Origin of the sequence: Marinicella litoralis (assembly GCF_002591915.1) — a bacterium.
Taxonomy (GTDB): domain Bacteria; phylum Pseudomonadota; class Gammaproteobacteria; order Xanthomonadales; family Marinicellaceae; genus Marinicella; species Marinicella litoralis.
Map to the genome: position 1 here is coordinate 1,160,568 of NZ_NIHB01000001.1, position 21,720 is coordinate 1,182,287.

Sequence of the window (21,720 nt, forward strand, 5' to 3'; positions counted from 1 at the left end):
AAACAGCGTGGATTATAATGAAATAAAGACCTATAAGAAAGCATTGAACATGTAGATAAGCATTAATTGTGTGCTTGGAATAGTGAGCGGATCATTGGGTTTGGGTTATAATGTTAAGTGATCAACATTCCTAGACAGTATGCGGGCGAAGTTAGAATCAACAGCAACTTTATTGGCCAAAGTCAAAGACGGCGACAAAATGGCCCGTGATCAATTGTGTTCAACATACCTGCCGATGCTTAAAAGATGGGCTCATGGTCGCCTACCGGCCTATGCTCGAGATTTGGCTGAAACAGATGACATGGTGCAAAACACCTTAATCAAAGCCATGAATAAATTGGATTCATTCAGCTCGCTCAGAGAAGGGGCATTCTTGGCCTATTTGAGAAAAATTCTGTTGAACAACATTCGCATGGAAATCCGCCGATTCAGTAATCAAAGGGATTTATTGCAGTCCCATCATGAGGGTGATGAAAACGTCACTGGCGCTTCAGCCCTGGATCAAGCCATTGGTAATGAGGTGGTTGAAAAATATGAAAATGCACTGATGAAAATACCTGATCAAGCCCGAGAAGCGGTGATTTTAAGGGTGGAGCTGGGCTATTCTTACCCCGAAATTGCCACCGCCATTGAATGTGCCTCCGCCAATGCAGCACGCATGATAGTGGCTCGATCATTGTATAAGTTGGCAGAGAACATGAAGTGACCGAGCCGACTGATAAATGGCATGATTTATTACACCGACTGGCGATGGGGGAGGTTGTAGATTGGGATACCCAAGACATCAATAGTCAGGCAGAAGCATCCATTGTAGAGCAGTTGAAAAGTATTGAAGCCATTCAACGGGTTTTTGCCACCCAAAAGGCCGAACCTACTACCGTCAAACAGCGGACAGAAGCCAAGTTATTTGAATGGGGTCATTTGCATGTGGTCGAAAAATTGGGTGAGGGTGCATATGGCGAAGTTTACCGTGCATTCGATCCTATTTTGAACCGTGATGTGGCTTTGAAATTGTTGAAGCCAGATCAGTTGGCCACCTTCCACAGTAAGTTATTCATAGAGGAAGCCCAGCGCATTGCTCGGGTGCGAAACCGCCATGTTTTGGCGATACATGGTGCCGGAGTGAATCAGGCCAGGGCAGGATTCTGGTCAGATTTGATTGTCGGTAACACCTTGGCTGGACAAGTCAGTATGACTTTGGGTGACTTGTTACAAGTGGCATCATCCATGTCACATGCATTGGGGGCGGTTCATCAGGCTGGTTTGGTCCATGGTGATGTCAAAGCGGCCAATGTGATGAAGGATCAAAATGATCAGTTGGTGTTGATGGATTTTGGTGCAGGTTTGGAGTCAGGTACTGAACATGCCAGCAACCATTCAATTGGCTCGCCCATGTTGATGGCGCCAGAATTGTTTCAACAACAGCCGAAAAGCCCAGCCACTGATATGTATGCCCTGGGATGTTTATTGTTTTACTTGGCCAGTGGGCAATACCCGGTTAAAGGAGAAAATATCCTTGATATTGTGGCCGCACACCAACAGCAAAAATACCTTAAATTACTAACATTAAGGCCTGACCTGCCAGCTTCAATGAGTCAGCTGATTCAACAGTTAATAGCACCACAAGCAGCGGATCGACCGACTGCGTTTGAAGTGAATAAGAGGGTGGAAGACATCATCAATGAACCTGCCAGATTAAAAAAAAGACGTTTGCTGCTGGGTATCATGGGGTCTTTGTTGGTGGGAATGTTGTTGGCCAGTACCGGTTTGTATTTTGCCAACGTCGAACGACAAAAAGCAGTTTTGGAGCAGCAAAAAGCGCAAACAGTGAATGACTTTTTACATGAAATTCTGGGCTCATCGTTCAACTTAGGCACCGGTCGGGAAGTGCGGGTGGCAGACATGTTGGCATTGGCGGCTACCAATGCCAAGAATGATTTTAAAGACCAACCCAAAATTCTGGCCAATCTAACCACCACCTTGGGACAATCATTTCAAAATTTACAAATGATGGAGCAGAGCCAAGATCAATTACTGAAAAGTTTAAGCTTACATCAAACTTTGTATGGTGATGACCACCCTGATACGCTGCAGGTCAAATTGCTGTTGTCCAGAACCGAAGAGTCTATGGGCAATTATCAAGCCAGCGGTGACTTGTGCCAGTCAGTGATAACACAAAGTCAATCCAAACCTCAGTTGAAAAAAACCCTACAATCTGCTGAAGTCCTTTGTGCCATAGTCAAAACCAGTCTGGCTGAATATGCCGAAGCTGAGGCAGTGTTGAGTCGATTGATTGCCGAAGCCGAACAAGCAGCCAAGCCGACCAATCACCTCTACCTGGCATTGATGGCACAATCACAGAACCATTTTAATAGGTCTGACTTTGCAGCAGCCGTGGATGCAGCACAAAAAGCCATTGAAACAATACGCCAAGTTAAAAATTTCAAAGCGACCAATCTATTGGCCGCCAACAACCAATTGGCGGTGGCATTGAGTTCACAAGGTAAATACGCAGAGGCCGAACCCATCATGGTTGAACAGTTGGAATTGTCAGAGCAGTATTATGGCGTCAACAACATGGGTTATTTGCAAATGTTGATTAACCTGGGGGCCAATTTACAGAGCCAAGGGAAGTTAACAGCAGCTGTAAAGATTCAGGAACAATCCGTTTCGCTGATTGAATCATTGAAAGGCAGCAGTGATCGAATGACCTTGTCTAGCCAAATGAATTTGGCCAACACTTATGTTTCATTGAACCGCTTGGAGGAAGGTGAACAGCTGATGCGTGATGTATTGAAAGTTTCAACGAATGTGCTGGGGCCAGATCGCATGGAAACTTTTATGTTGCAATACAATTTGGGCGAATTGTTGAACAATACCGGCCGGTTCAACGAATCACTGTCTTTGAGTCAACAATCATTGCCACAGATGCAAACCACCTTGGGTGATGCCCATCTGGTGACATTGTTAACCCAAGACAACATGGCTGTCAGCTTTACCGGCATTCAACAACACCAACAGGCCTTGGCTTACTTCAAAACGGTGTTGCAGGGGTTGGAATCTGGTTTTGGTCAAGACAACCCATATTACCTATTGGTCAAGGGGCACCAAGTGGATGGTTTGATTCAGGCGGGTGAGATTGAGCAAGCCGCAGGGATGCAACAACAATTGATCGAAGTGCAAAGGCGTGTTTTGGGAGAGACTCATGAGCAGGTACTGCAAGCTGAAGTTAAATTAAAAGGCTTGCTCACGGATTTACAAAATCAGTGAGCAATCAATACAGTTTAATGGGATGTGTTTTTGGTCAAATTCAATCAAAACCATCCATAAAAATGGGTGGTTCAGCAGAGGTTTCGATGGCACCTAAGTCTACTTTACCTTGTTGTTTTCGGGTGTTGCCTAACAAATCGAGCGTGCCTTCAAACCAAGCCAATTCAAAAGGGGTGGGGATCGGCACAAAACTGGGTGGATCATAGCCGGCATTGACCAGTGGCGATCCATAAGAAGGGGTGAATTCTAAAATGCCGGTATTGAATTCAGGATCGGCAGAAAAATTACCTAGGTTGCTGAATGGGGCCACACCAGTTCGGATGCCCACATCATTGTAGTGCAGCCAAACATCTCCAGTGCCGCTGAGGTGTAAATCTCGGTTGCCATTGTCATACAGCACATTGTTTCCAATGTATGCCGAAGAACTGGATCTGGTGAATAAAACAAAGCCACCAATGTCGTTGGTAGAATCGCCACTGTTTTGTACCAAGGTGTTGTTGGTGAAGTAGATGCCTGAATTCAAGTCTTGGTCGATGGTGATGCTGTAACTGCCATTGTGAGCGGTGTTTAAAGTGAATACATTGTTTCTGATGTGGCTGTTTATTCCAGAACTGAAAAAGCTCAAGGCACTGGCCGTTTGTGCGTGGTTGTTGATAAATGCATTCCTTTCAATAATGACTTGCCCAGTATGACTGGCGGTGTTGGTGGGATAAAAACGCAAACCGCCAGCGGTTGATAAATTAGCGGTGCCCCCATTGATGAACGACAGGTTACTGATGGTGATGTCTGAATTGCCAGAGGACCTGATGTGCATGATCCGGGCGCTGTTGTTGCCATCTAAAACCGTGTTAAATGGATTGCCTGAAAGCTGTTGGCCGCATGGGTTGCCAAAAAAATCAGTCCACCCTCCAGATATTTCCAAATCCCAGCCAGCACTTTCGGTGTAACTGAATTCACTGCCTGTGGTTGGGTAACTGCCTTCGGCCACTTTGATCACATCGTGTTGGTTGTTACTTTGCGCACTGCTCAATGCCGATTGTAATTGGCCACTGGTGGTGGCACAAAACTCAGCGGCTTGGATATGGGGTGTTACAAACAACAATAAACTAATTAAAAATGTATGTTTTTTCATGGTTTTAATCCTCATTAAGTTGGTATCAATGCGTGCAATTTATTCAGACGCTTTGGTAGAGAGATGATTAATGAGGGCCAAACAACACAACATTTGTTTATTTATTTGTTAAAACAAAAATCTTGCCTATCAAAAATTTGGCAGAACTGCCAAGAGAAACCACGGCAGCGATGAATCTTGTTGAAGCAGACAGGGGTTGAAGTGGATGTAAAAATCTGTTGGCCGCCACGAAGCGCACAAGAATCACCATAATTGTGTTAATTGCTAACAAAAAAATAACACAAGTTGCAGATATTTGACATGTCACATGGTAGAATTGCCGCGTTTGGCCTGTGCGATATTTGTTCGCATTAATTGATTCAACAAAGGATCAGTTAAAACTTGGGTTTATGATTGATCCATGTCATTAATTTGACAGTTCTTGAATTGAAAAAATGCGTGTGGCATTTTTTGAAACAAGCAATCATCACCACACGTTTGTAGGCCGTGGTTTTCAAAAATTCATTAGGGTATTAATTTATGAAAAAAGCGCAAATGAAATTCATGATGCTGATTACAGGGTTGTTGGCTTCATCCATGTCTTTAGCTGAATATGGATTGAATTTAAGAAAAGGGGTCACTGAATTCAGTGAAACGGCTTATGGCATGCATACATTCACTTTGTGGATATGTATTGTGATTGGTATTGTGGTTTTTGGGGCGATGATATATTCCATTTTCGCGCACCGAAAATCCAAGGGTTTCAAGCCTGATACCTTTACACACAGCACCACAGCAGAAGTGATTTGGACCATCATTCCTATATTGATCTTGGTGGTCATTGCGATTCCAGCGACCAAAGCCCTGATTCAAATGGAAAACCCAATGGATGACGATGGTAAAAGAATGTCTATGGACATGACCATCAAAGTCACGGGTTACCAATGGAAGTGGAAATATGATTACATGGAAGAAGGTATCAGTATCTTGAGTACTTTAGCCAAGGAAAGCAATGTGGCAAGACAAAAAGGATCTGGTATTGACCCAAACACAGTTGAAAATTACCTGTTGGACGTTGATAACCCATTGGTTATTCCAGCGAATACCAACATCCGTTTTTTATTGACTGCTGATGACGTGATTCATGCATGGTGGGTGCCTGACTTTGGTTGGAAACGTGATGCGATTCCTGGTTATATCAATGAAGGTTGGACCAATGTCAAAACCCCTGGAACTTACCGCGGTCAATGTGCTGAGTTATGTGGTAAAGACCATGGATTCATGCCAATTGTGGTAGAAGTACTGAGCAAAGCTGATTATGCCAATTGGGTCGCTGAACAAAAAGGCGTCCAGCAAGAAGAAGCTGAGATGGTACAAACCGAATGGAGCAAAGAGCAACTTATGGCCAAAGGTGAAGAAGTTTATAACACCCAGTGTGCCACTTGTCATTTGCCGACTGGCGCCGGTATGCCTCCTGCATTTCCTGCCTTGGCTGGCAGCGAATTCGTTAATGGCCCGGCCGAAGCACAAATTGATTTGGTGTTGAATGGAAAACCTGGAACCGCCATGCAAGCCTTCGGTAAGCTGTTGTCAGAAACTGACATTGCAGCTGCCATTACTTATACCCGTAATTCTTTTGGCAACACAGCCGGCGATGTCGTTCAGCCTGCTCAAGTCAAAAGCATGAAACAATAATTAAGAGGATTTATTATGAGTCACGATATCACACATGATGAAGCATCCCACGGTCACGACCACGATCACAAGCCAAAAGGTTTTGTAAAAAGATGGTTGATGACAACCAATCACAAAGACATTGGTACTTTGTATTTGATTTTTGCCTTTGCCATGTTTATTTTGGGTGGCGCCATGGCCATGATCATTCGATTGGAATTGTTTCAACCTGGCTTGCAGTTTGTAGAACCTGATTTCTTTAACCAAATGACCACGATGCATGCATTGATCATGGTTTTTGGTGCAGTGATGCCAGCCTTTGTTGGTTTGGCCAACTGGATGATCCCATTGATGATTGGTGCGCCAGACATGGCCTTACCGAGAATGAATAATTGGTCATTCTGGATTCTGCCTTTTGCCTTTACATTATTGGCATCTACTTTATTTATGGAAGGCGGTGCACCAGCCGGTGGTTGGACCATGTACCCACCCTTGGTATTGCAAGGTGGGCACAATGTGGCTTACTTGGTATTTGCTGTGCATTTGATGGGTATTTCATCCATCATGGGTGCGATTAACGTGATTGCGACCATCATGAACATGCGAGCCCCTAATGTGGGTTATTTGAACATGCCATTGTTCGTTTGGACATGGTTGATTACGGCATTCTTATTGATTGCAGTGATGCCAGTATTGGCCGGCGCGGTAACCATGTTATTGACCGATCGTTACTTCGACACCAGTTTCTTTAATGCCGCCGGTGGTGGTGATCCGGTGTTGTTCCAACATATTTTCTGGTTCTTTGGACACCCTGAAGTCTATATCATGATTCTTCCTGCCTTTGGTGTGGTTTCAGAAATCATACCAACCTTTGCACGCAAACCATTGTTTGGTTACGTGTCTATGGTTTATGCGACGGCTGCCATTGCTTTCTTGTCTTTCATTGTTTGGGCCCATCACATGTTCTCAGTGGGTATGCCATTGGGTGGTGAGTTGTACTTTATGTACGCAACCATGATGATTGCGGTGCCGACAGGGGTGAAAATTTTCAATTGGGTGGCAACCATGTGGCGAGGGTCTATGACCTTTGAAACACCGATGTTGTTCTCCTTGGCCTTTGTGATCCTGTTCACCATTGGTGGTTTTTCAGGGGTGATGATGGCTTTGGCTCCTGTGGATTTACAGTACCATGACACTTATTTCATTGTGGCGCATTTCCATTATGTTCTGGTTACCGGTGCGGTATTCGGCATCATCGCTGGGGTGTATTATTGGATTCCTAAATGGTCAGGTCATATGTACAACGAACGTTTGGGTAAAATTCACTTTTGGTGGTCAACCATCTCAGTGAATGTATTGTTCTTCCCACAACACTTTTTAGGTCTGGCTGGTATGCCTAGACGAATTCCAGATTACTCGACTCAATTTGCTGAGTTCAATATGTGGTCATCTATTGGTGGATTTGCCTTTGGTTTGGCACAAGTGTTCTTCATCTACGTGGTTTGGAAAACCGTGCGTGGTGGCGAAAAAGCCACAGCCCAAGTTTGGGATGGCGCCAAAGGTTTGGAGTGGACAGTGCCTTCACCAGCTCCGCACCACACATTTGAAGAGTTTGGACCGGTTGATTTGGATAAAATGGCCCATGGTAAAGACCATTGATTGCTATTGAATCATGAATCAAGACGATAAAAAAACGACAGACCAACGCAAGGCCGCCAGAAAAACAGCATTGATTCTGGGGGCTGTTGCTTTGGGATTTTTTGCTTGGTCGGTTTATATTGTGATCACTCATGCAAAAGGATAATTCCAACAGAACCAAGGACAACAAAAAAGTCCTGAACATCAGTTTGGTGGTCGCGGTTTTGATGGTGGGTTTTGGTTTCGCATTGGTGCCCTTGTATGACATCATATGTGACATCACTGGCTTGAATGGAAAAACTGGCGTGATGGCTGCAAGTGATGTCAAAGAACAGGATGTAGGTCATACTGTGACGGTTCAATTTGATGGCACGGTTAACAGTAATTTACCCTGGTCCTTTCGGCCCAAGCAGTTTTCGATGGAAGTGATTCCGGGTAAATTGTATTCAACTGAATACATTGCCAAAAACATTTCTGAGGAAGACGTCACTGGACAAGCAGTGCCCAGTGTAGCACCGAATGAAGCATCTATTTATTTCAGTAAAACGGAATGTTTTTGTTTTACTGAGCAGTTGTTGACTTCAGGTGAAGAAAAACAAATGCCAGTGACCTTTATCGTCAGTTCAGATTTACCAAAGGACATTGAAGTGTTGACTTTGTCATACACATTTTTTAACAAAAATCGCATGACCACAGCGCAACAAGCTGAGGGCAATGCTAAACATGAAAAAATTTAGTTTTTAGGGGCAATGAGAATGTCAGAATTAAGTAAAGATCAATATTATGTACCGCATTTGGCTAAATGGCCTATCGTTGGTTCGATTGGATTAACAACCACTGTTTTGGGTGCCATTAATATGCTGAACAGCGAAAACCCTGGCACACCATGGGTGATGTATTTGGGTTTTGCCATCATTTTATTTATGATGTTTGGCTGGTTTGGTGACGTCATCAAAGAAAGCGAAAATAATTTATACAACACCCAAGTAGACACTTCATTCCGTATGGGTATGGTGTGGTTCATCTTTTCTGAAGTGATGTTTTTTGCTGGATTCTTTGGAGCCTTGTTTTATGCCAGAACGTTCTCGGTGCCATGGTTGGGCGGTGAAGGCACTGGTTTGGCGACCAATGAAGTGTTGTACCCAGGTTATGAAGGTGTATGGCCGACCAATGGCCCTGGCGATTTGAATGGTCATTATGACATCATCGATCCTTACCATTTGCCTTTGGTCAACACCCTGCTGTTGTTAACCTCATCGATCACCATCACCATTGCACATCATGCATTGAGAGCCAACAACCGAGCACAAACCATTATATGGTTGATTGCTACGGTGATTTTGGGTGCGATTTTCTTATACTATCAAGCTGAAGAGTATATCGAAGCCTATCAACAACTCAATTTGAAATTGTCATCTGGAATCTATGGCTCAACCTTTTTCATGTTGACTGGTTTTCATGGTATGCATGTAACCTTGGGTACCATCATGATAGCGATCATAACCATCCGAGTCATCAAAGGCCATTTCCGACCTGAAAGTCATTTTGGCTTTGAAGCCGTGGCTTGGTATTGGCATTTCGTTGATGTGGTGTGGTTGGGCTTGTTTATATTTGTTTATATACTGTAAGCAGATACCACACAATTCATTGCATTTAAAACCCATCACTTTGATGGGTTTTTTACATCAAATCAATTAAAATAGCGCGCATTACACACATACCCACCTGCATATGAAATACGTCATCATAGTACTGTTGTTGTTTATTCTGTTTAGTTTGGGCTCTGCCATGTTTTATTTGGTTAAAGGACAAGGGCAAAGCAAAAACACAGTGAAGTTTCTTACGGTTCGAGTTGTTTTAAGTGTTTTGCTGTTTTTGTTCATCATTTTGGCAGCCAAGATGGGTTGGATCGAAACCCAGTCACCCAGTTTTTTACAACCCTAAACAACTGTGAAAAAATTCCCTTGGTTTTTCAGTTTATTGTGGCTTTGTATCTTGTTGATCATGCTCTGGGCTGGCTTCTGGCAATTGGGGCGGGCTGAGGAAAAAAGTGCAATCAATGTCAAGATGGCTGAGGCGATTTTCAAGCAGCCAGTCAATACAGATGACTGGGAACAGTTGTCTGCTTTTGATTCAGTTGCTGTTACAGGTCATTACGCCAACACCCATTTTTTGTTGGACAATCAAATCATGGATGGTCAAGTGGGTCATTTTGTCTACTCGGCCTTCAAAACCACCCGAGGTATTTGGTTGTTGATCAATCGTGGATGGGTCGCTGATGATCAACAAGATTTTAATGCAACGGGCGCTCAGGTTGCGCTCAGAGGCTTGGTGGCTGATTGGCCGCGACCAGGTGTTCAATTGGGTGAACAAGTCCTGGAAAATCAGTCGATTCAACATGTGACTTACCTACCACAAGCACAGGTGCATGGCTTGTTAAAGCAACGCTTGTGCTCAGTAGACGTTGGCCGTGAGTGTGCTATTTTACCCGTGGTTTTGAAATTAGATCCAGCCATGGAACAGGGTTACCACCGAAAATGGCAACTGCCCAGAATGACGGCTGATAAACATCAGGCCTATGCAGTTCAGTGGTTCACCATGTCGCTGGTGTTGTGCCTCATTTATGTGGTTTTTTTGAGAAAAATTTATTCAAGTTGAAATTATATGCAAGCAAAGACTAAAAACAGGTTAACCATCGTATTGACTGTGTTGTTATTCACCGCGCCAGTAGTGGTGGCTTATTTACTCAGTTCTGGCTTAATTAAATACCAACCCGATGCGAAAAAGAACAACGGACATTTTGTTTCGCCATTGGTTAAATTGGCAGACTATTCAGATCAACCATGGGTGGATTCATTGATTGGACATTGGACTTTGATCAGGCGCGTGCCTGAGCCGTGTGCCAACCAATGTCAAGTGATGGAAGATGAACTTAATCGGTATAAATTGAGTTTAGGGCACAGGTCCAATAAATTGAACTTGATGTTGTTGTCTGATGGTTATCTTGCGGAAAGCCCCGATTTGTTTCCAAACATCAAAAAAGTCAATATAGCCAAAAACAGCCAATTAAAATCAGTGTTTGATCGCTTGTCTGAAGACTCCTTAAAAGCAGGTCACGGTTTGTATGTGGTGGCTCCAGAAGGGTATTTGATGATGTCATTTGCACCAGAAAACACTTCCACTGAAATTATCAGGGATTTATCATTGTTAGTAAAAAGAAAAGGCGATTAAGATGAAATATAGACATTTGGCATGGTTTGCAGTTGGGTTAACCCTTTGTGTGGTTGTCTTGGGCGCTTTTGTGCGTTTGTCTGATGCTGGTCTGGGTTGTCCGGATTGGCCAGGTTGTTATGGTCACTTGGCTTGGCCCAATGAGGTTCATGAAATCGAAAAAGCCAACGAATCATTCACCGAACGTGCTGTGGAAGTCCACAAGGCATGGAAAGAAATGGTTCATCGTTATTTGGCTGGTATTTTGTCATTGACGGTATTGGCTTTGTTTATTTGGTCTTTCAGGAAACGGCATTTGGAGTCATACACCTTGCCACTGATCACCTGTTTTGTGATTTTGTTTCAAGCGGCACTTGGGATGTGGACTGTGACCCTTAAATTACATCCAAGCATTGTGATGAGTCACCTTTTGGGTGGTTTGACCACCCTGTCCTTATTGGTGTGGTTGGCTTGTTCACGCACACCGAGTATCACGCCTTATCGTTATGCTGGGCATGTGAAACGATGGATGGTGGTGGTTGGGTTGGTATTGTTGTTGATGCAGATTGCCCTTGGTGGCTGGACCAGTGCCAACTACGCTGCATTGGCCTGTGTTGGTTTTCCGCAATGTAATGGTGTTTGGTGGCCTGAAATGGATTTTGTACAAGCCATGGATTTATTTAAACAGTATGGACCTAATTATGAATTTGGAGTGAAAGACGGCCCCGCCAGAATGGCAATACAAATGATGCATCGCATGGGCTTTGTGGTTGTCACGCTGTATTTTTCTTGGTTGATTTATAAGTTGACCAGAAACCGTGAATTGATGCCATTGGGTATAAGCTTGTTGGCCTTATTGCTGATACAAATTGTTTTGGGAATCATCAATGTGACTTATTCTTTGCCATTGGTGGTGGCCTCCATGCATAATGGTGTCGCTGCTTTGTTGTTGGTCAATATGGTGGTGTTGTTGTACAAAACCCGCCCGTCACAGTAGATAAATTATGAGTCAATTCAAACAATATTTAGAATTAACCAAGCCCAAAGTGGTGTTGTTGATTTTGTTCACTGCCTTGGTTGGTATGCTTTTGTCGATGCGTAATTTTCCGCAATCAGAATGGATTTTGGTTTTTTGGGGACTGTTAGGTATTGGATTGTCTTCCGGAGCGGCAGCGGCAGTCAACCATTGGGCTGATCAGAAAGCCGATGCCATCATGCTCAGAACCCAACATCGGCCATTGCCTAGCGGTGAGTTAAGTGCAGGGAAAGTGTTGTTATTTGCCAGCGTCCTCACCTTAATAGGGATGGGCGTACTGATTTATTTTGTCAATGTATTGACTGCGGTGCTTACTTTCTTGTCTTTGATTGGCTATGCCTTTGTATACACCTTTTACTTAAAAAGGGCCACGCCACAGAACATTGTCATAGGCGGAGCAGCAGGAGCCACGCCACCGGTTTTGGGTTGGACCACCATGACCGGTCATGTCACGGCAGATGCACTGATACTGTTTGGTATCATCTTTGCTTGGACCCCGCCTCACTTTTGGGCATTGGCGATTTACCGCAAAGAAGATTATGCCAAAGCGGATATTCCGATGTTACCGGTTACCCACGGGGTTAAATTCACGCAGTTACACATCATTTTATATACGGTGATATTGATCATTGTCACTGTCTTTCCATTTTTAACCGGTATGAGTGGTTTGATTTATTTAACCGGTGCTTTGTTGTTGGGAGGTAAATTTTTGTGGATGACACTGGAATTGAGAAGAACCCAATCACCCTTGTTGGCATGGCAAACCTTTAAATATTCAATCTGGTATTTGATGTTGTTATTTGCATTTTTATTGCTTGATCATTATGTTCATATGGGTGATGTGATGCCGCGTATGTTTCAGGAGCCCATCATTTGACTGGACTGATTGATTCACATATTCATCTGGATGATGTGCGATTTGATGAAGACAGAAATCAATTGATCAAATCAGCACAGAAGGTTGGTGTTGGTCGTTTCATTGTTCCAGCAGTCACGGTTAACAGGTTTCCAGCCGTATTAAAAGTGGCCAAAGAGCATGCAGCCGTTTCGTATACTTTGGGCTTGCACCCTTATTACATCAATGAACACAGTGCCACTGATCTGGAGTTTTTGGCACAGTCCTTACATGATTCCGGTGCAGTGGGTGTGGGTGAATGCGGGTTGGATTTTCAGCTGAAGGAATTGGATCGTGACAGACAAAAGTTGATATTTGAAGCACAGGTGGTGTTGGCGAAACACTTTGCTCTGCCCTTGGTTTTACATGTTCGTGGCGCCATAGACGAGGTGTTTAAAATATTAAAGAAGCATGCTTACTTTAACGCCGTGATGCACAGTTTCAATGGTTCAATTGAACAAGCCAGACAAATCATTGATCAAGGCATTTATTTGGGTTTTGGTCCAGCGGCTTGTAACCCAAATGCACACAAGCTGAAACAGTTGGTTGCCTTTGTGCCGGTAGAACATATTTTGTTAGAAACCGATGCACCAGACCAGCCTTTTTATGACTGTTTTAATCAACGTAACTTGCCCATTGATTTATGGCGAGTCAATGAAGAAATCGCCAAAATAAAGCACATCGATGCTGCTGATTTAGCCAAACAAACCACCTTCAATACCCAACAGTTATTTAAGCTATGAAAGCAAGATTTGGCGGCATAGAAAGGTTGTATGGTGTGGCACAATTAAGTCGATTACAAAACAGCCATGTGGCCATCGTTGGGGTGGGTGGTGTGGGTTGTTGGTCGGCAGAAATGTTGGCCCGAGCGGGTGTGGGTAAAATCACCTTGATCGATGCCGATGAATTGTGTGTGACCAACATCAATCGACAAATTCATGCTTTGGACAGTACTGTTGGTCAATCCAAAGTTCAAGTCATGGCCGATCGCATCAAAGACATCAATCCAGATTGCCAAGTGACCTGTCATGAAACATTTTTTATGGCTAAAAATGCCGATGAATTGTTGCTGGAGTATGATTATTTGATTGATGCCATTGATTCAATCAACCATAAAGTTTTGTTATTGGTTGAGTGTCGCAGAAGAAAAATTCCAGTGGTGACTTGTGGTGGGGCCGGTGGTAAAACCAACCTCTCACGCATTCAAACAGCTGATTTAACCAAAACCAGGGGAGACCGGCTGTTAAGGAAAGTTCGCAAAGAAATGCGCAACAACCATGGCATGAAAAAAACCAAGAAATTTAAAATTCAAGCGGTGTTTTTGGATCAAGAAATGCTGTTACCAGGCAGTGATGATAATCAACCAACCAGCCGTAAATTAGACTGTGATTCTGGTTATGGCACCAGTCCTATGGTCATCAGCAGCATGGGTATCAGGGCAGCAGATGTGGTGATTTCTCAACTACTGAAGTGATTGATTGTAGTCATCAGAAAGGCAAAAAAATAGCCACTCGATTCATAACAAACCAAGTGGCCATCCCACACCCTTATAAAGCGGCGTCCCTATTTGAATGATGTTATTCAGGAATTCTTAAAACCTGACCTGGGTAAATCTTATTGGGATCAGATAACATCGGTCTATTGGCTTCAAATATTTTTGGGTATTGACTGGCGTTACCATAAAACTCTTTGGCAATCTTACCCAAAGTGTCACCAGATTTTACCGTATAGGTTCTTGATTCCCAGGCTTCTTCACCGGCTTTGCCTTCTTCTGCAGCAGCGGCTTCGGCTTCGGCTTTCTCTGCCTCAACCACATCACTAGGCGCTTGGCCTAAAATCAGGTTGTCCTGTACCCTCGATACACCTGCGACATTGCCCGCCGTTAAAACGGCTTTTTCTTTTTGTTCTTGATTGGGTACATAACCAGATAAGGTCACTGTGCCATTGGCGAATTTGGTTTTCAAACTACTGACATCAACACCACTGTTTTCAATGTGTTTGATGATTGGTAATGTGACTTCAGCTTCTTTTTCGTCCTTGCCAAAAACTTTAGATCCCGCATCGGCTAAAAAATCAAAAAATCCCATAATATTCCTCTTATAATGAATGATTGTAATTAGCATATCAACGAATATAGACCAGGTCAATTCAATCCAATGTCATTTTACAATTTGTCACAAGCAACAAAAATTGTCATGGCTGGTTTGGTGTAGAATGTATTTTTTGTTATTCTGGCTAATAACAATCAGATCAACAGTTCATGACAGTCATCATTTGACAGTAAGAGGTCATTTTGACGATAATGATTCAATTATGTGTAAACCGTCGCAGGGGATTTAAATGAAAAAATTTTTAATGGTGGCTTTAGGTTTTTCGATGGGTGCCAATGCAGGGGGGCCAGTCTGTAGTCCTAATGCAGGAACCGCTTTTACCGATTACCTGAACAAAGCCTACACCATCAACAATGATGCACTTGGTACCAACACCTTGTTTGAACAATGCAGCAACATGTCTGATCAACAAGCCATCAGTGTGTTGAATGGCTGTGGTCCCTTGACCCATCCTATCAATGGATTGGGTATGAATCCAGTCGATCAATTTTTGTATGGTCTGATGCCAACTGACACCATGGGCATTGGTACCCATGTCAGTTTTGATGTATTTCCTTTTCCTTCACCAGGAGAGCCTGGTGACATGATGAAAGCCGATCCAGTCGATGTCTATCGCATCGGTAATGATGGCGGATATGAACGAATCGGCTCTATAGCCCCAGCAACAGAAGATTTGGGCCCACCCGGTTTGCCAGCAGGTGAAGAGCAAGTGATTCCAATCATTCATACAGCGTCTTCATTTGATGTGGCGGGTAATTTATTTGTCTTGGGTTACAAAACCAACTATGAATCCAGTGCCGATGTGATGGCAGGCACCGGTGAGGTGCTGTACAAAGCCCCTAAAATCATGATTGGACAAGTCAGCAGTGCGAACTTAACTGCTGCCGCAGGCGGTACCATACCGGCGATTTGGGCTGAAGCAGACACCAGTGGCAGTTGTGCTGCAGTGATGAATCAGTTTGCGGTCAGAACCAATACCTTTTCAGAATGTGTGGTGGCTGATTACATCGCCAACGGCAATGAAAATTCCGCGGTGGCCGCTTGTTTGGCCAGCACATCGGTATTGGACTTTGGCATCCATGATTTTGCGGTCAGTCCGCTGAATGGTAATTACTATGCCTTTGACACCATGACCATAGATGGCACGGATGTATTGATTGAAGTGGATGCGAACACCATGCAGACCACTTGTACCGATTATCCAGATGTCGGCAATTCGACCGGCGTACTATCCAGCTTGATGTTCAGCCAACAAAATAAATTGGTGGCAGTTTTTGCTGATGAAACCACAGGTCGTTGGATTGATGTGACGACCGGCACCTTAACTACTTTGACAGACAGCATCATCCCGTTCCCATTTGGTGATGGCAGCAGCTTGCCTTTTGCAATTCCACGCGGAGTCAATAGATCAGTGGCAGGCTTGGTGGATTTGATTTTCAAAAATGGATTTGAAGATTTGATTTTCGCCCATGGCTTTGATGCCACCTTGCCAGCACCGACATGTCCTGCTTTTTAACAGGGTATATATCATAAGAAGGTAAAAAGCCGATTTGTAGATCGGCTTTTTTTTGCCCTAAAAAACTGGGATTCAATAGGCTGCCATATTATGGCCATAATTAGCCACAATTCATCACAACAGCGTCTTGGTAGCTCCACATATGATTGATTAAATAAAGCCCAAGTCAATCATTTGAGGCATTTATGAAATCAACAAAACGCAACTCCATCCGCTGGGAACTGGAACAGTTGGCACAAAAGTCCAACCAACCAGCAAACCACAAAAACAAGCCACCACGCAAGTACCAAAAATTGGGCTTGAATTGGAAAGATGTGGTGATCTTTTCTATGGCCATGTTTTACACCACCCTGTATCACGTCAATGCCCATGCACAAAGTACCCAACCGGTCAATTTTGACGACATCTCAAGTGGCATGATGATGTCATTCAATAAAACCACTGGGGAATACCACAGTTTGCAATTGATCCAAACAGATTACGACGTGGATGTTTTCGGTTTATTGGCAACCATCAAGTTAAAACAAACATTTTTAAACCCGCAAGATCACTGGATCACCGAAGGCGTTTACGCCTTTCCCATGGCAGATAAATCTGCGGTCTATCAAATGAAAATGACCATTGGCGATCGGGTCATTGAGGCTGAAATTCATGAAAAGAAACAAGCCGAACAAATATACCATCAAGCCAAATCTGAAGGCTTAACAGCCACCATGGTTAAACAATACAGACCGAATATTTTCACTACCGATATCGCCAACATTGGGCCCAATGAAGTCATCAGTGTGGAAATCACATATCAAATGAACTTGCGCTATGACCAGTTGTTTTATGAGTTGCGCTTACCGATGGCCATCAAGGCACGGTATACCCCAGCCGATGTGGCACCCAATCTGCCCTCCACACAAGGTGTTAACGATTTGAATTACCGCCGCATCGATATCAATTTAGATGCAGGATTTGCGCTGGATGAAATCCGTTCTTTACATCACAACATTGAAATCGCACAAGACTTTGGCAAACACCAAATCAACCTGACAGATCAACAGCTGTATGATACCCAAGATTTTGTTTTGCGCTGGTTTCCAAAGACAGCACAAACCCCAAAGGCGGCGTATTTTTCAGAAATCAAAGACGGCTTTGAATATTCATTGTTGATGGTGTTACCACCTAACACCACGGAAAAATCCAGCAAGCCACGCAACATGACATTCATTATGGACACATCGGGCTCCATGCATGGACAGGCCCTGGATCAATCTAAAGATGCCTTGTTGTTTGCCTTGTCCGAAATGGATGACAGCACCTATTTCAATGTGATTGATTTTGACTCAACAGCCAAAGTATTGTTTCCAGCATCGCGCAAAGCGTCACCGGATAACATCAGTTTGGCATTGGATTTTGTCGATGGGTTCAGTTCCGATGGCGGAACCAATATGGCACCGGCTTTACAAATTGCCATGCAAAGGGAAAACATCAAGTCCGGTTACTTGAATCAAATCATTTTTATGACCGATGGATCGGTGGGCAATGAATCGATGATTTTTGATCAAATCGCCCAAGACATCGCAGATGCCAGGTTGTTTACCATCGCCATTGGACCCGCACCCAATAATTATTTCATGAGTAAGGCGGCCATGTTTGGTAAAGGAACTTATACCCATATCGCCAGTTTAGATCAAGTGAATGATTCAATGAGTCATTTATTTGCCCAATTGGCCAGGCCGGCTCTGACCGATGTGGCTGTGGCATGGAATACCTCTGGAGTGATTCAAAGCCCAAGCGTGATTCCTGATTTGTACATGGACCAACCTTTAGTAATCACCAGTAAAGTACCCGTCAGCCAAGCCAAAGCGGCACCGTCATTTGTCGTCAGTGGTTTGATCGGTGAAAACAACCAACAAAAAAGTTGGTCAGAACAAATCACCTTAAACCATGATGGCCAAACCACCGGTATCGCTCGATTATGGGCACGCAATCAAGTCGAAGAAATGACCGATGATTTGATGCTGGGCGGCGATTATACAGTGCTGAAAGAGGAGATCATCGAACTGGCCTTGAAACACCGTTTAATCACTGAGTTTACTGCCATGGTGGCGGTTGACAGAAATCCGGATGCCAGCCGATTGGCTCGAGCGAGGGCTGCAGCGCAGGCGAATGCGGCTGCTCATCAAGCCCCTTTTCCTCAGGGATCACTGGGCTGGCGCTGGAACCTGTTGTTTGGCATGTTGTTGCTGTCAGGGGCACTGATGTTACAGAGACGGGTTTAATAGAACGCAAATAATGGAGTCAATGATGATCAACACCAAACCTCAATCCTACACTTTAGCAGCCAGGCATAAAAGTTCTTTTAAGGCCGGCCGTCAATCCAAAAAAATGTGGGTCAAAATCATCATCGCCACATTATTATCCGTGGGCAGCTGGCAAGTAGGTTCCTCCGTCTACTTGCTGGCCAAAGCCCAGTTGGCACATTATTTTATCGCCGATGCGTGGCAAGCGACGTTACAAGAGGGTCAAGTGCACAAACCATGGGACTGGGCAGACACCCATCCAGTGGCCAAGATGAGTTTCCCTGACTTACAACAAAGTGCTTATGTGTTAGAGGGGGCCAATGGCAGAAACATGGCTTTTGGTCCAGCCCGAACCCTTACTTCAGGAATGCCTGGTGATTCACTGTCCACCGTTATCAGCGCACACAATGACTCACATTTCAGTTTTTTGGGACAAGTTAAACTCAATGATGTGATACAAATTGAAACGCTCAAAGGCCAATTCAACTATCAAGTGACAGATCTTCGGGTAATCGACTCCAGCCAACAACAGATCAACATCAACCCACAAGATGAGTTGATCTTAACCACCTGTTACCCATTCAATGCACTACAAACTGGTGGCAAAATGCGCTATCAAGTGACGGCATCACGGCGATGATCGGCATCAATGCGAGAACCCATCGCCTCCTTGTTGTTTAATATTTGTTGAATTATTTAGTGTGTATATGTATATATTTAAAGCGACAATCTTTATATATATGTATATACTTATTACCAAGGTTTGATTTCAAACATAAAAAGTAAAATCAATAAACAACCATAAATTACCGAATTGATTGTTTGAGCTGGGCTACTTTTGCACGATTATTCTCAAAACCTAATTCAAATAAACAATCAAGTTTGACTGAAATTTAATAACAAAAAAGAGGAAAAAAATGAAAAAACACGCGCTATTGATACTGTTGATCCCATTTGGCCTTTACTGGTCTGCGAGTGATGCGGAAGCAGAAAGTTCATTGATGTGGTTTCCAGCAGACAGTTATTTGAGTTGTCCAGAAGCATGCAAGAAATCGCCCGGTTATCAGTATGCTGTAGTGGCTACCATTTGGGAAAGAGATCAACATGGCGATGGGTTTATTTGTACGCAAAAAGACAATGGTAGACCTGGCTGGAACTTTCCAGATTACAAAAAAAGCCTGTGTGGTGTAGGCAAAGATGGCAAAGAAATCATCGGAGCCATTTCTCATTGCCTGTGCAGTAAAGAGGGCATATATGCACCTGTTAAAGTCAGAAAAGAATAACAGCAAGCACTGCCTACTGTATCCAATCAAGTGACGGCTTCACGGCGATGATAGGCCATCAAACAAACCGTGATGTTTACAAATAATCAAGAGGGCTGAATAGGTTTTTTTCGCTGAGTGCCTTGACCACATGGGTATAAATCATGGTGGTCTCTAAGTTTTTATGTCCCAACAGTTCCTGGATGGTTCTGATGTCGATGCCGGCTTGCAATAAATGTGTCGCATAAGAATGGCGGAGTGTGTGGGCAGTGATTTTCTTGTTAATGGCCGATTTAATCACCGCTTTTTTAAGGTTTCTGTTGTACGTACTTGCTGACACATGGTGCCTGCTGATTTGACCTGTTGCTGGGTCTTTGGACACTTTATTCATTTGAAAAAGATACTGCCACTTGAATGCTTTGTCTGCGTTTGGGTCTTTTCTTTTCAGTGCCTTAGGTAGTTCGGCTGATCCATAACCCATGGATAGATCTAATGTATGAGACTGCTTATTTTCAGCGATCAATGCATGAAATGGTTTCACCAGACACTGGGGCATCGGTAATGACCTGTCATCCAATGACTTGTTGTCCCAAATGGTGATACGGTTGTAAGCAAAATCCAAGTCTTTTATCCTTAAATTTATGGCTTCTGATATTCTTAAACCACAACCATAAATCGTCTGAGTGATGAGTTTATAGATGGAGTCTTTAAATTGATCAATCAGGTGTTTGGTCTCTTGGGCACTTAATACGGTTGGTAGGTGAACACTTTGTTTGGCTCTGAGGTCATTGATGTTGTCGCCTTCAAAAGAAATATCGAGCACTTTGTGATAGAGGAATAATATGGCATTGAATGCTTGGTTTTGAGTTGCAGCAGCGACCTTTCTGCTTGAAGTCAAATGAGTCAAAAACTGTTCGATTTCAGTTTTACCCATTTGCTTGGGATGTCGCTTGTGGTGAAATAGGATGTATTGTTTGATCCAGTAAATATATATCTTGGCGGTTTCTTCACTGTAATGCAGGAATTTTATTTTAACGTTAACTTGATCAAGTAATTTCATAAATGCATTTTAATCTCAATATAATCAGATAATAATGCATTTATGCATTTTAAACTCCTATATTCCTCTAATAAACGCAATTTGGGCATAAAAACATCAATATTTTGACCCAATAGGCTGTATTTTTAGACAAAAGCGCCCATTTTTTCTTTTACAAAGGGTTAAAATGCATGTTTAATAAGTTGTTATCTGGAAAAATAATATGAACATACTAAAGAACATACTAGGTACGCTTTTTTTGATTTTCGGGCTATTTACAATAGTCTTATATCTGTTGGGTATTTTCTCAATAGATATTGGGGGTTATCAAATACCGATGGGGCGCAATTTTAGTACTGAATTTTGGGGGTATATTAGTGCGGTGCTGTTACTTGCTGGTGGCTATATGCTTATTAAAAATAACCTTGTATCAAGGTGGCTTTTAATCGGTTCGGTGATTTTTTATATTCTAGGTGCAACAATGCCTCATTGGTCTTCGCATGGTTTTGGCGTATTCAATTACCTCATGAATCAATTTTATGTTTCATTATCAGTGCGCGTTTTATTAACAGTATTGGCAATTTATGCAATTCACAAAGTTATTGCAGATAACAAGTCGGTCCAATCGACGCCTAAAGGCGCGCTTGACCTCTGACGTTATGCGACA

General features: G+C 43.3%; 22 protein-coding genes. 19 read left to right on the forward strand and 3 right to left on the reverse strand.

The window, feature by feature from the left end; translation table 11 throughout:
- Positions 1 to 139: 139 nt before the first annotated feature.
- Together CCS90_RS05105 and CCS90_RS05110 are read left to right on the forward strand one after the other, a co-directional pair.
- Positions 140 to 706: an RNA polymerase sigma factor gene (locus tag CCS90_RS05105; RefSeq protein WP_099018405.1), complete on the forward strand. Its 567-nt coding sequence runs from the start codon at positions 140 to 142 to the stop codon at positions 704 to 706.
- Entirely contained in the window at positions 703 to 3,270 is a 2,568-nt protein-coding gene (locus tag CCS90_RS05110; RefSeq protein ID WP_099018406.1) for a serine/threonine-protein kinase, read from the forward strand. The genes CCS90_RS05105 and CCS90_RS05110 overlap by 4 nt, the downstream gene beginning before the upstream one ends.
- 40 nt (positions 3,271 to 3,310) lie before the next feature.
- On the opposite strand, the gene CCS90_RS05115 is transcribed toward CCS90_RS05110, so the two are convergent.
- Positions 3,311 to 4,402 carry a right-handed parallel beta-helix repeat-containing protein gene (locus CCS90_RS05115; RefSeq protein ID WP_099018407.1) on the reverse strand — a complete coding sequence of 364 codons (1,092 nt, stop codon included), beginning with the start codon at positions 4,400 to 4,402 and terminating at the stop codon, positions 3,311 to 3,313.
- A 519-nt stretch (positions 4,403 to 4,921) separates the two neighbouring features.
- On the opposite strand from CCS90_RS05115, the gene coxB reads away from it, so the two are divergent.
- The 12 genes from coxB (at position 4,922) to CCS90_RS05170 (ending at position 14,308) form a co-directional block, all read left to right on the forward strand.
- Positions 4,922 to 6,076: a cytochrome c oxidase subunit II gene (gene coxB / locus CCS90_RS05120; RefSeq protein WP_099018408.1), complete on the forward strand. Its 1,155-nt coding sequence runs from the start codon at positions 4,922 to 4,924 to the stop codon at positions 6,074 to 6,076.
- A 15-nt stretch (positions 6,077 to 6,091) separates the two neighbouring features.
- Positions 6,092 to 7,714 (forward strand): cytochrome c oxidase subunit I, encoded by a 1,623-nt coding sequence (ctaD, locus tag CCS90_RS05125; RefSeq protein ID WP_099018409.1) that lies wholly within the window; start codon positions 6,092 to 6,094, stop codon positions 7,712 to 7,714.
- 13 nt (positions 7,715 to 7,727) lie between these two features.
- The gene (locus tag CCS90_RS15095; protein WP_257205607.1) at positions 7,728 to 7,859 is read left to right on the forward strand and encodes a hypothetical protein; all 132 of its coding nucleotides are present in this window, start codon (positions 7,728 to 7,730) and stop codon (positions 7,857 to 7,859) included.
- Positions 7,846 to 8,430 carry a cytochrome c oxidase assembly protein gene (locus CCS90_RS05130; RefSeq protein WP_099018410.1) on the forward strand — a complete coding sequence of 195 codons (585 nt, stop codon included), beginning with the start codon at positions 7,846 to 7,848 and terminating at the stop codon, positions 8,428 to 8,430. Before CCS90_RS15095 ends, CCS90_RS05130 begins: the two co-directional genes overlap by 14 nt.
- Positions 8,431 to 8,442: 12 nt before the next feature.
- A complete protein-coding gene (locus tag CCS90_RS05135) occupies positions 8,443 to 9,321 on the forward strand; it encodes a cytochrome c oxidase subunit 3 (RefSeq protein WP_442757002.1) in 879 nt (292 codons plus the stop codon).
- Between the two features lie 103 nt (positions 9,322 to 9,424).
- Positions 9,425 to 9,637: a twin transmembrane helix small protein gene (locus CCS90_RS05140; protein WP_099018412.1), complete on the forward strand. Its 213-nt coding sequence runs from the start codon at positions 9,425 to 9,427 to the stop codon at positions 9,635 to 9,637.
- A 6-nt stretch (positions 9,638 to 9,643) separates the two neighbouring features.
- The gene (locus CCS90_RS05145) at positions 9,644 to 10,351 is read left to right on the forward strand and encodes an SURF1 family protein (protein WP_133566487.1); all 708 of its coding nucleotides are present in this window, start codon (positions 9,644 to 9,646) and stop codon (positions 10,349 to 10,351) included.
- A gap of 6 nt (positions 10,352 to 10,357) precedes the next feature.
- On the forward strand, positions 10,358 to 10,924 hold the full coding sequence (locus tag CCS90_RS05150) for a redox-active disulfide-containing membrane protein (RefSeq protein ID WP_099018414.1): 567 nt from the start codon (positions 10,358 to 10,360) through the stop codon (positions 10,922 to 10,924).
- A 1-nt stretch (position 10,925) separates the two neighbouring features.
- Complete coding sequence (locus CCS90_RS05155) at positions 10,926 to 11,900, forward strand: COX15/CtaA family protein (RefSeq protein ID WP_099018415.1); 975 nt, start codon at positions 10,926 to 10,928, stop codon at positions 11,898 to 11,900.
- Between the two features lie 7 nt (positions 11,901 to 11,907).
- Positions 11,908 to 12,816, forward strand: coding sequence for a heme o synthase (gene cyoE / locus CCS90_RS05160; protein ID WP_099018416.1), 909 nt, complete (start codon positions 11,908 to 11,910; stop codon positions 12,814 to 12,816).
- Positions 12,813 to 13,577, forward strand: a complete 765-nt coding sequence (locus CCS90_RS05165) for a TatD family hydrolase (RefSeq protein ID WP_099018417.1) — start codon at positions 12,813 to 12,815, stop codon at positions 13,575 to 13,577. Before cyoE ends, CCS90_RS05165 begins: the two co-directional genes overlap by 4 nt.
- Complete coding sequence (locus CCS90_RS05170) at positions 13,574 to 14,308, forward strand: tRNA threonylcarbamoyladenosine dehydratase (protein ID WP_099018418.1); 735 nt, start codon at positions 13,574 to 13,576, stop codon at positions 14,306 to 14,308. The genes CCS90_RS05165 and CCS90_RS05170 overlap by 4 nt, the downstream gene beginning before the upstream one ends.
- A gap of 103 nt (positions 14,309 to 14,411) precedes the next feature.
- Here the strand turns inward: CCS90_RS05170 and lysM are convergent, their stop codons facing one another.
- Positions 14,412 to 14,921 carry a peptidoglycan-binding protein LysM gene (gene lysM, locus CCS90_RS05175; RefSeq protein ID WP_099018419.1) on the reverse strand — a complete coding sequence of 170 codons (510 nt, stop codon included), beginning with the start codon at positions 14,919 to 14,921 and terminating at the stop codon, positions 14,412 to 14,414.
- A 253-nt stretch (positions 14,922 to 15,174) separates the two neighbouring features.
- Here lysM and CCS90_RS05180 point away from each other — a divergent pair, with 253 nt between their 5' ends.
- From CCS90_RS05180 to CCS90_RS05195, 4 genes are all read left to right on the forward strand, one after another.
- A complete protein-coding gene (locus CCS90_RS05180; protein WP_099018420.1) occupies positions 15,175 to 16,461 on the forward strand; it encodes a hypothetical protein in 1,287 nt (428 codons plus the stop codon).
- A 185-nt stretch (positions 16,462 to 16,646) separates the two neighbouring features.
- A complete protein-coding gene (locus CCS90_RS05185; protein ID WP_099018421.1) occupies positions 16,647 to 18,731 on the forward strand; it encodes a VIT domain-containing protein in 2,085 nt (694 codons plus the stop codon).
- A 25-nt stretch (positions 18,732 to 18,756) separates the two neighbouring features.
- On the forward strand, positions 18,757 to 19,392 hold the full coding sequence (locus CCS90_RS05190; RefSeq protein WP_162846816.1) for a class GN sortase: 636 nt from the start codon (positions 18,757 to 18,759) through the stop codon (positions 19,390 to 19,392).
- Positions 19,393 to 19,669: 277 nt separating this feature from the next.
- A complete protein-coding gene (locus CCS90_RS05195) occupies positions 19,670 to 20,035 on the forward strand; it encodes a hypothetical protein (protein WP_099018423.1) in 366 nt (121 codons plus the stop codon).
- Between the two features lie 76 nt (positions 20,036 to 20,111).
- On the opposite strand, the gene CCS90_RS05200 is transcribed toward CCS90_RS05195, so the two are convergent.
- Positions 20,112 to 21,074: an integron integrase gene (locus CCS90_RS05200; RefSeq protein WP_099018424.1), complete on the reverse strand. Its 963-nt coding sequence runs from the start codon at positions 21,072 to 21,074 to the stop codon at positions 20,112 to 20,114.
- A gap of 202 nt (positions 21,075 to 21,276) precedes the next feature.
- On the opposite strand from CCS90_RS05200, the gene CCS90_RS05205 reads away from it, so the two are divergent.
- Entirely contained in the window at positions 21,277 to 21,708 is a 432-nt protein-coding gene (locus CCS90_RS05205; protein ID WP_099018425.1) for a hypothetical protein, read from the forward strand.
- Positions 21,709 to 21,720 lie beyond the last annotated feature (12 nt).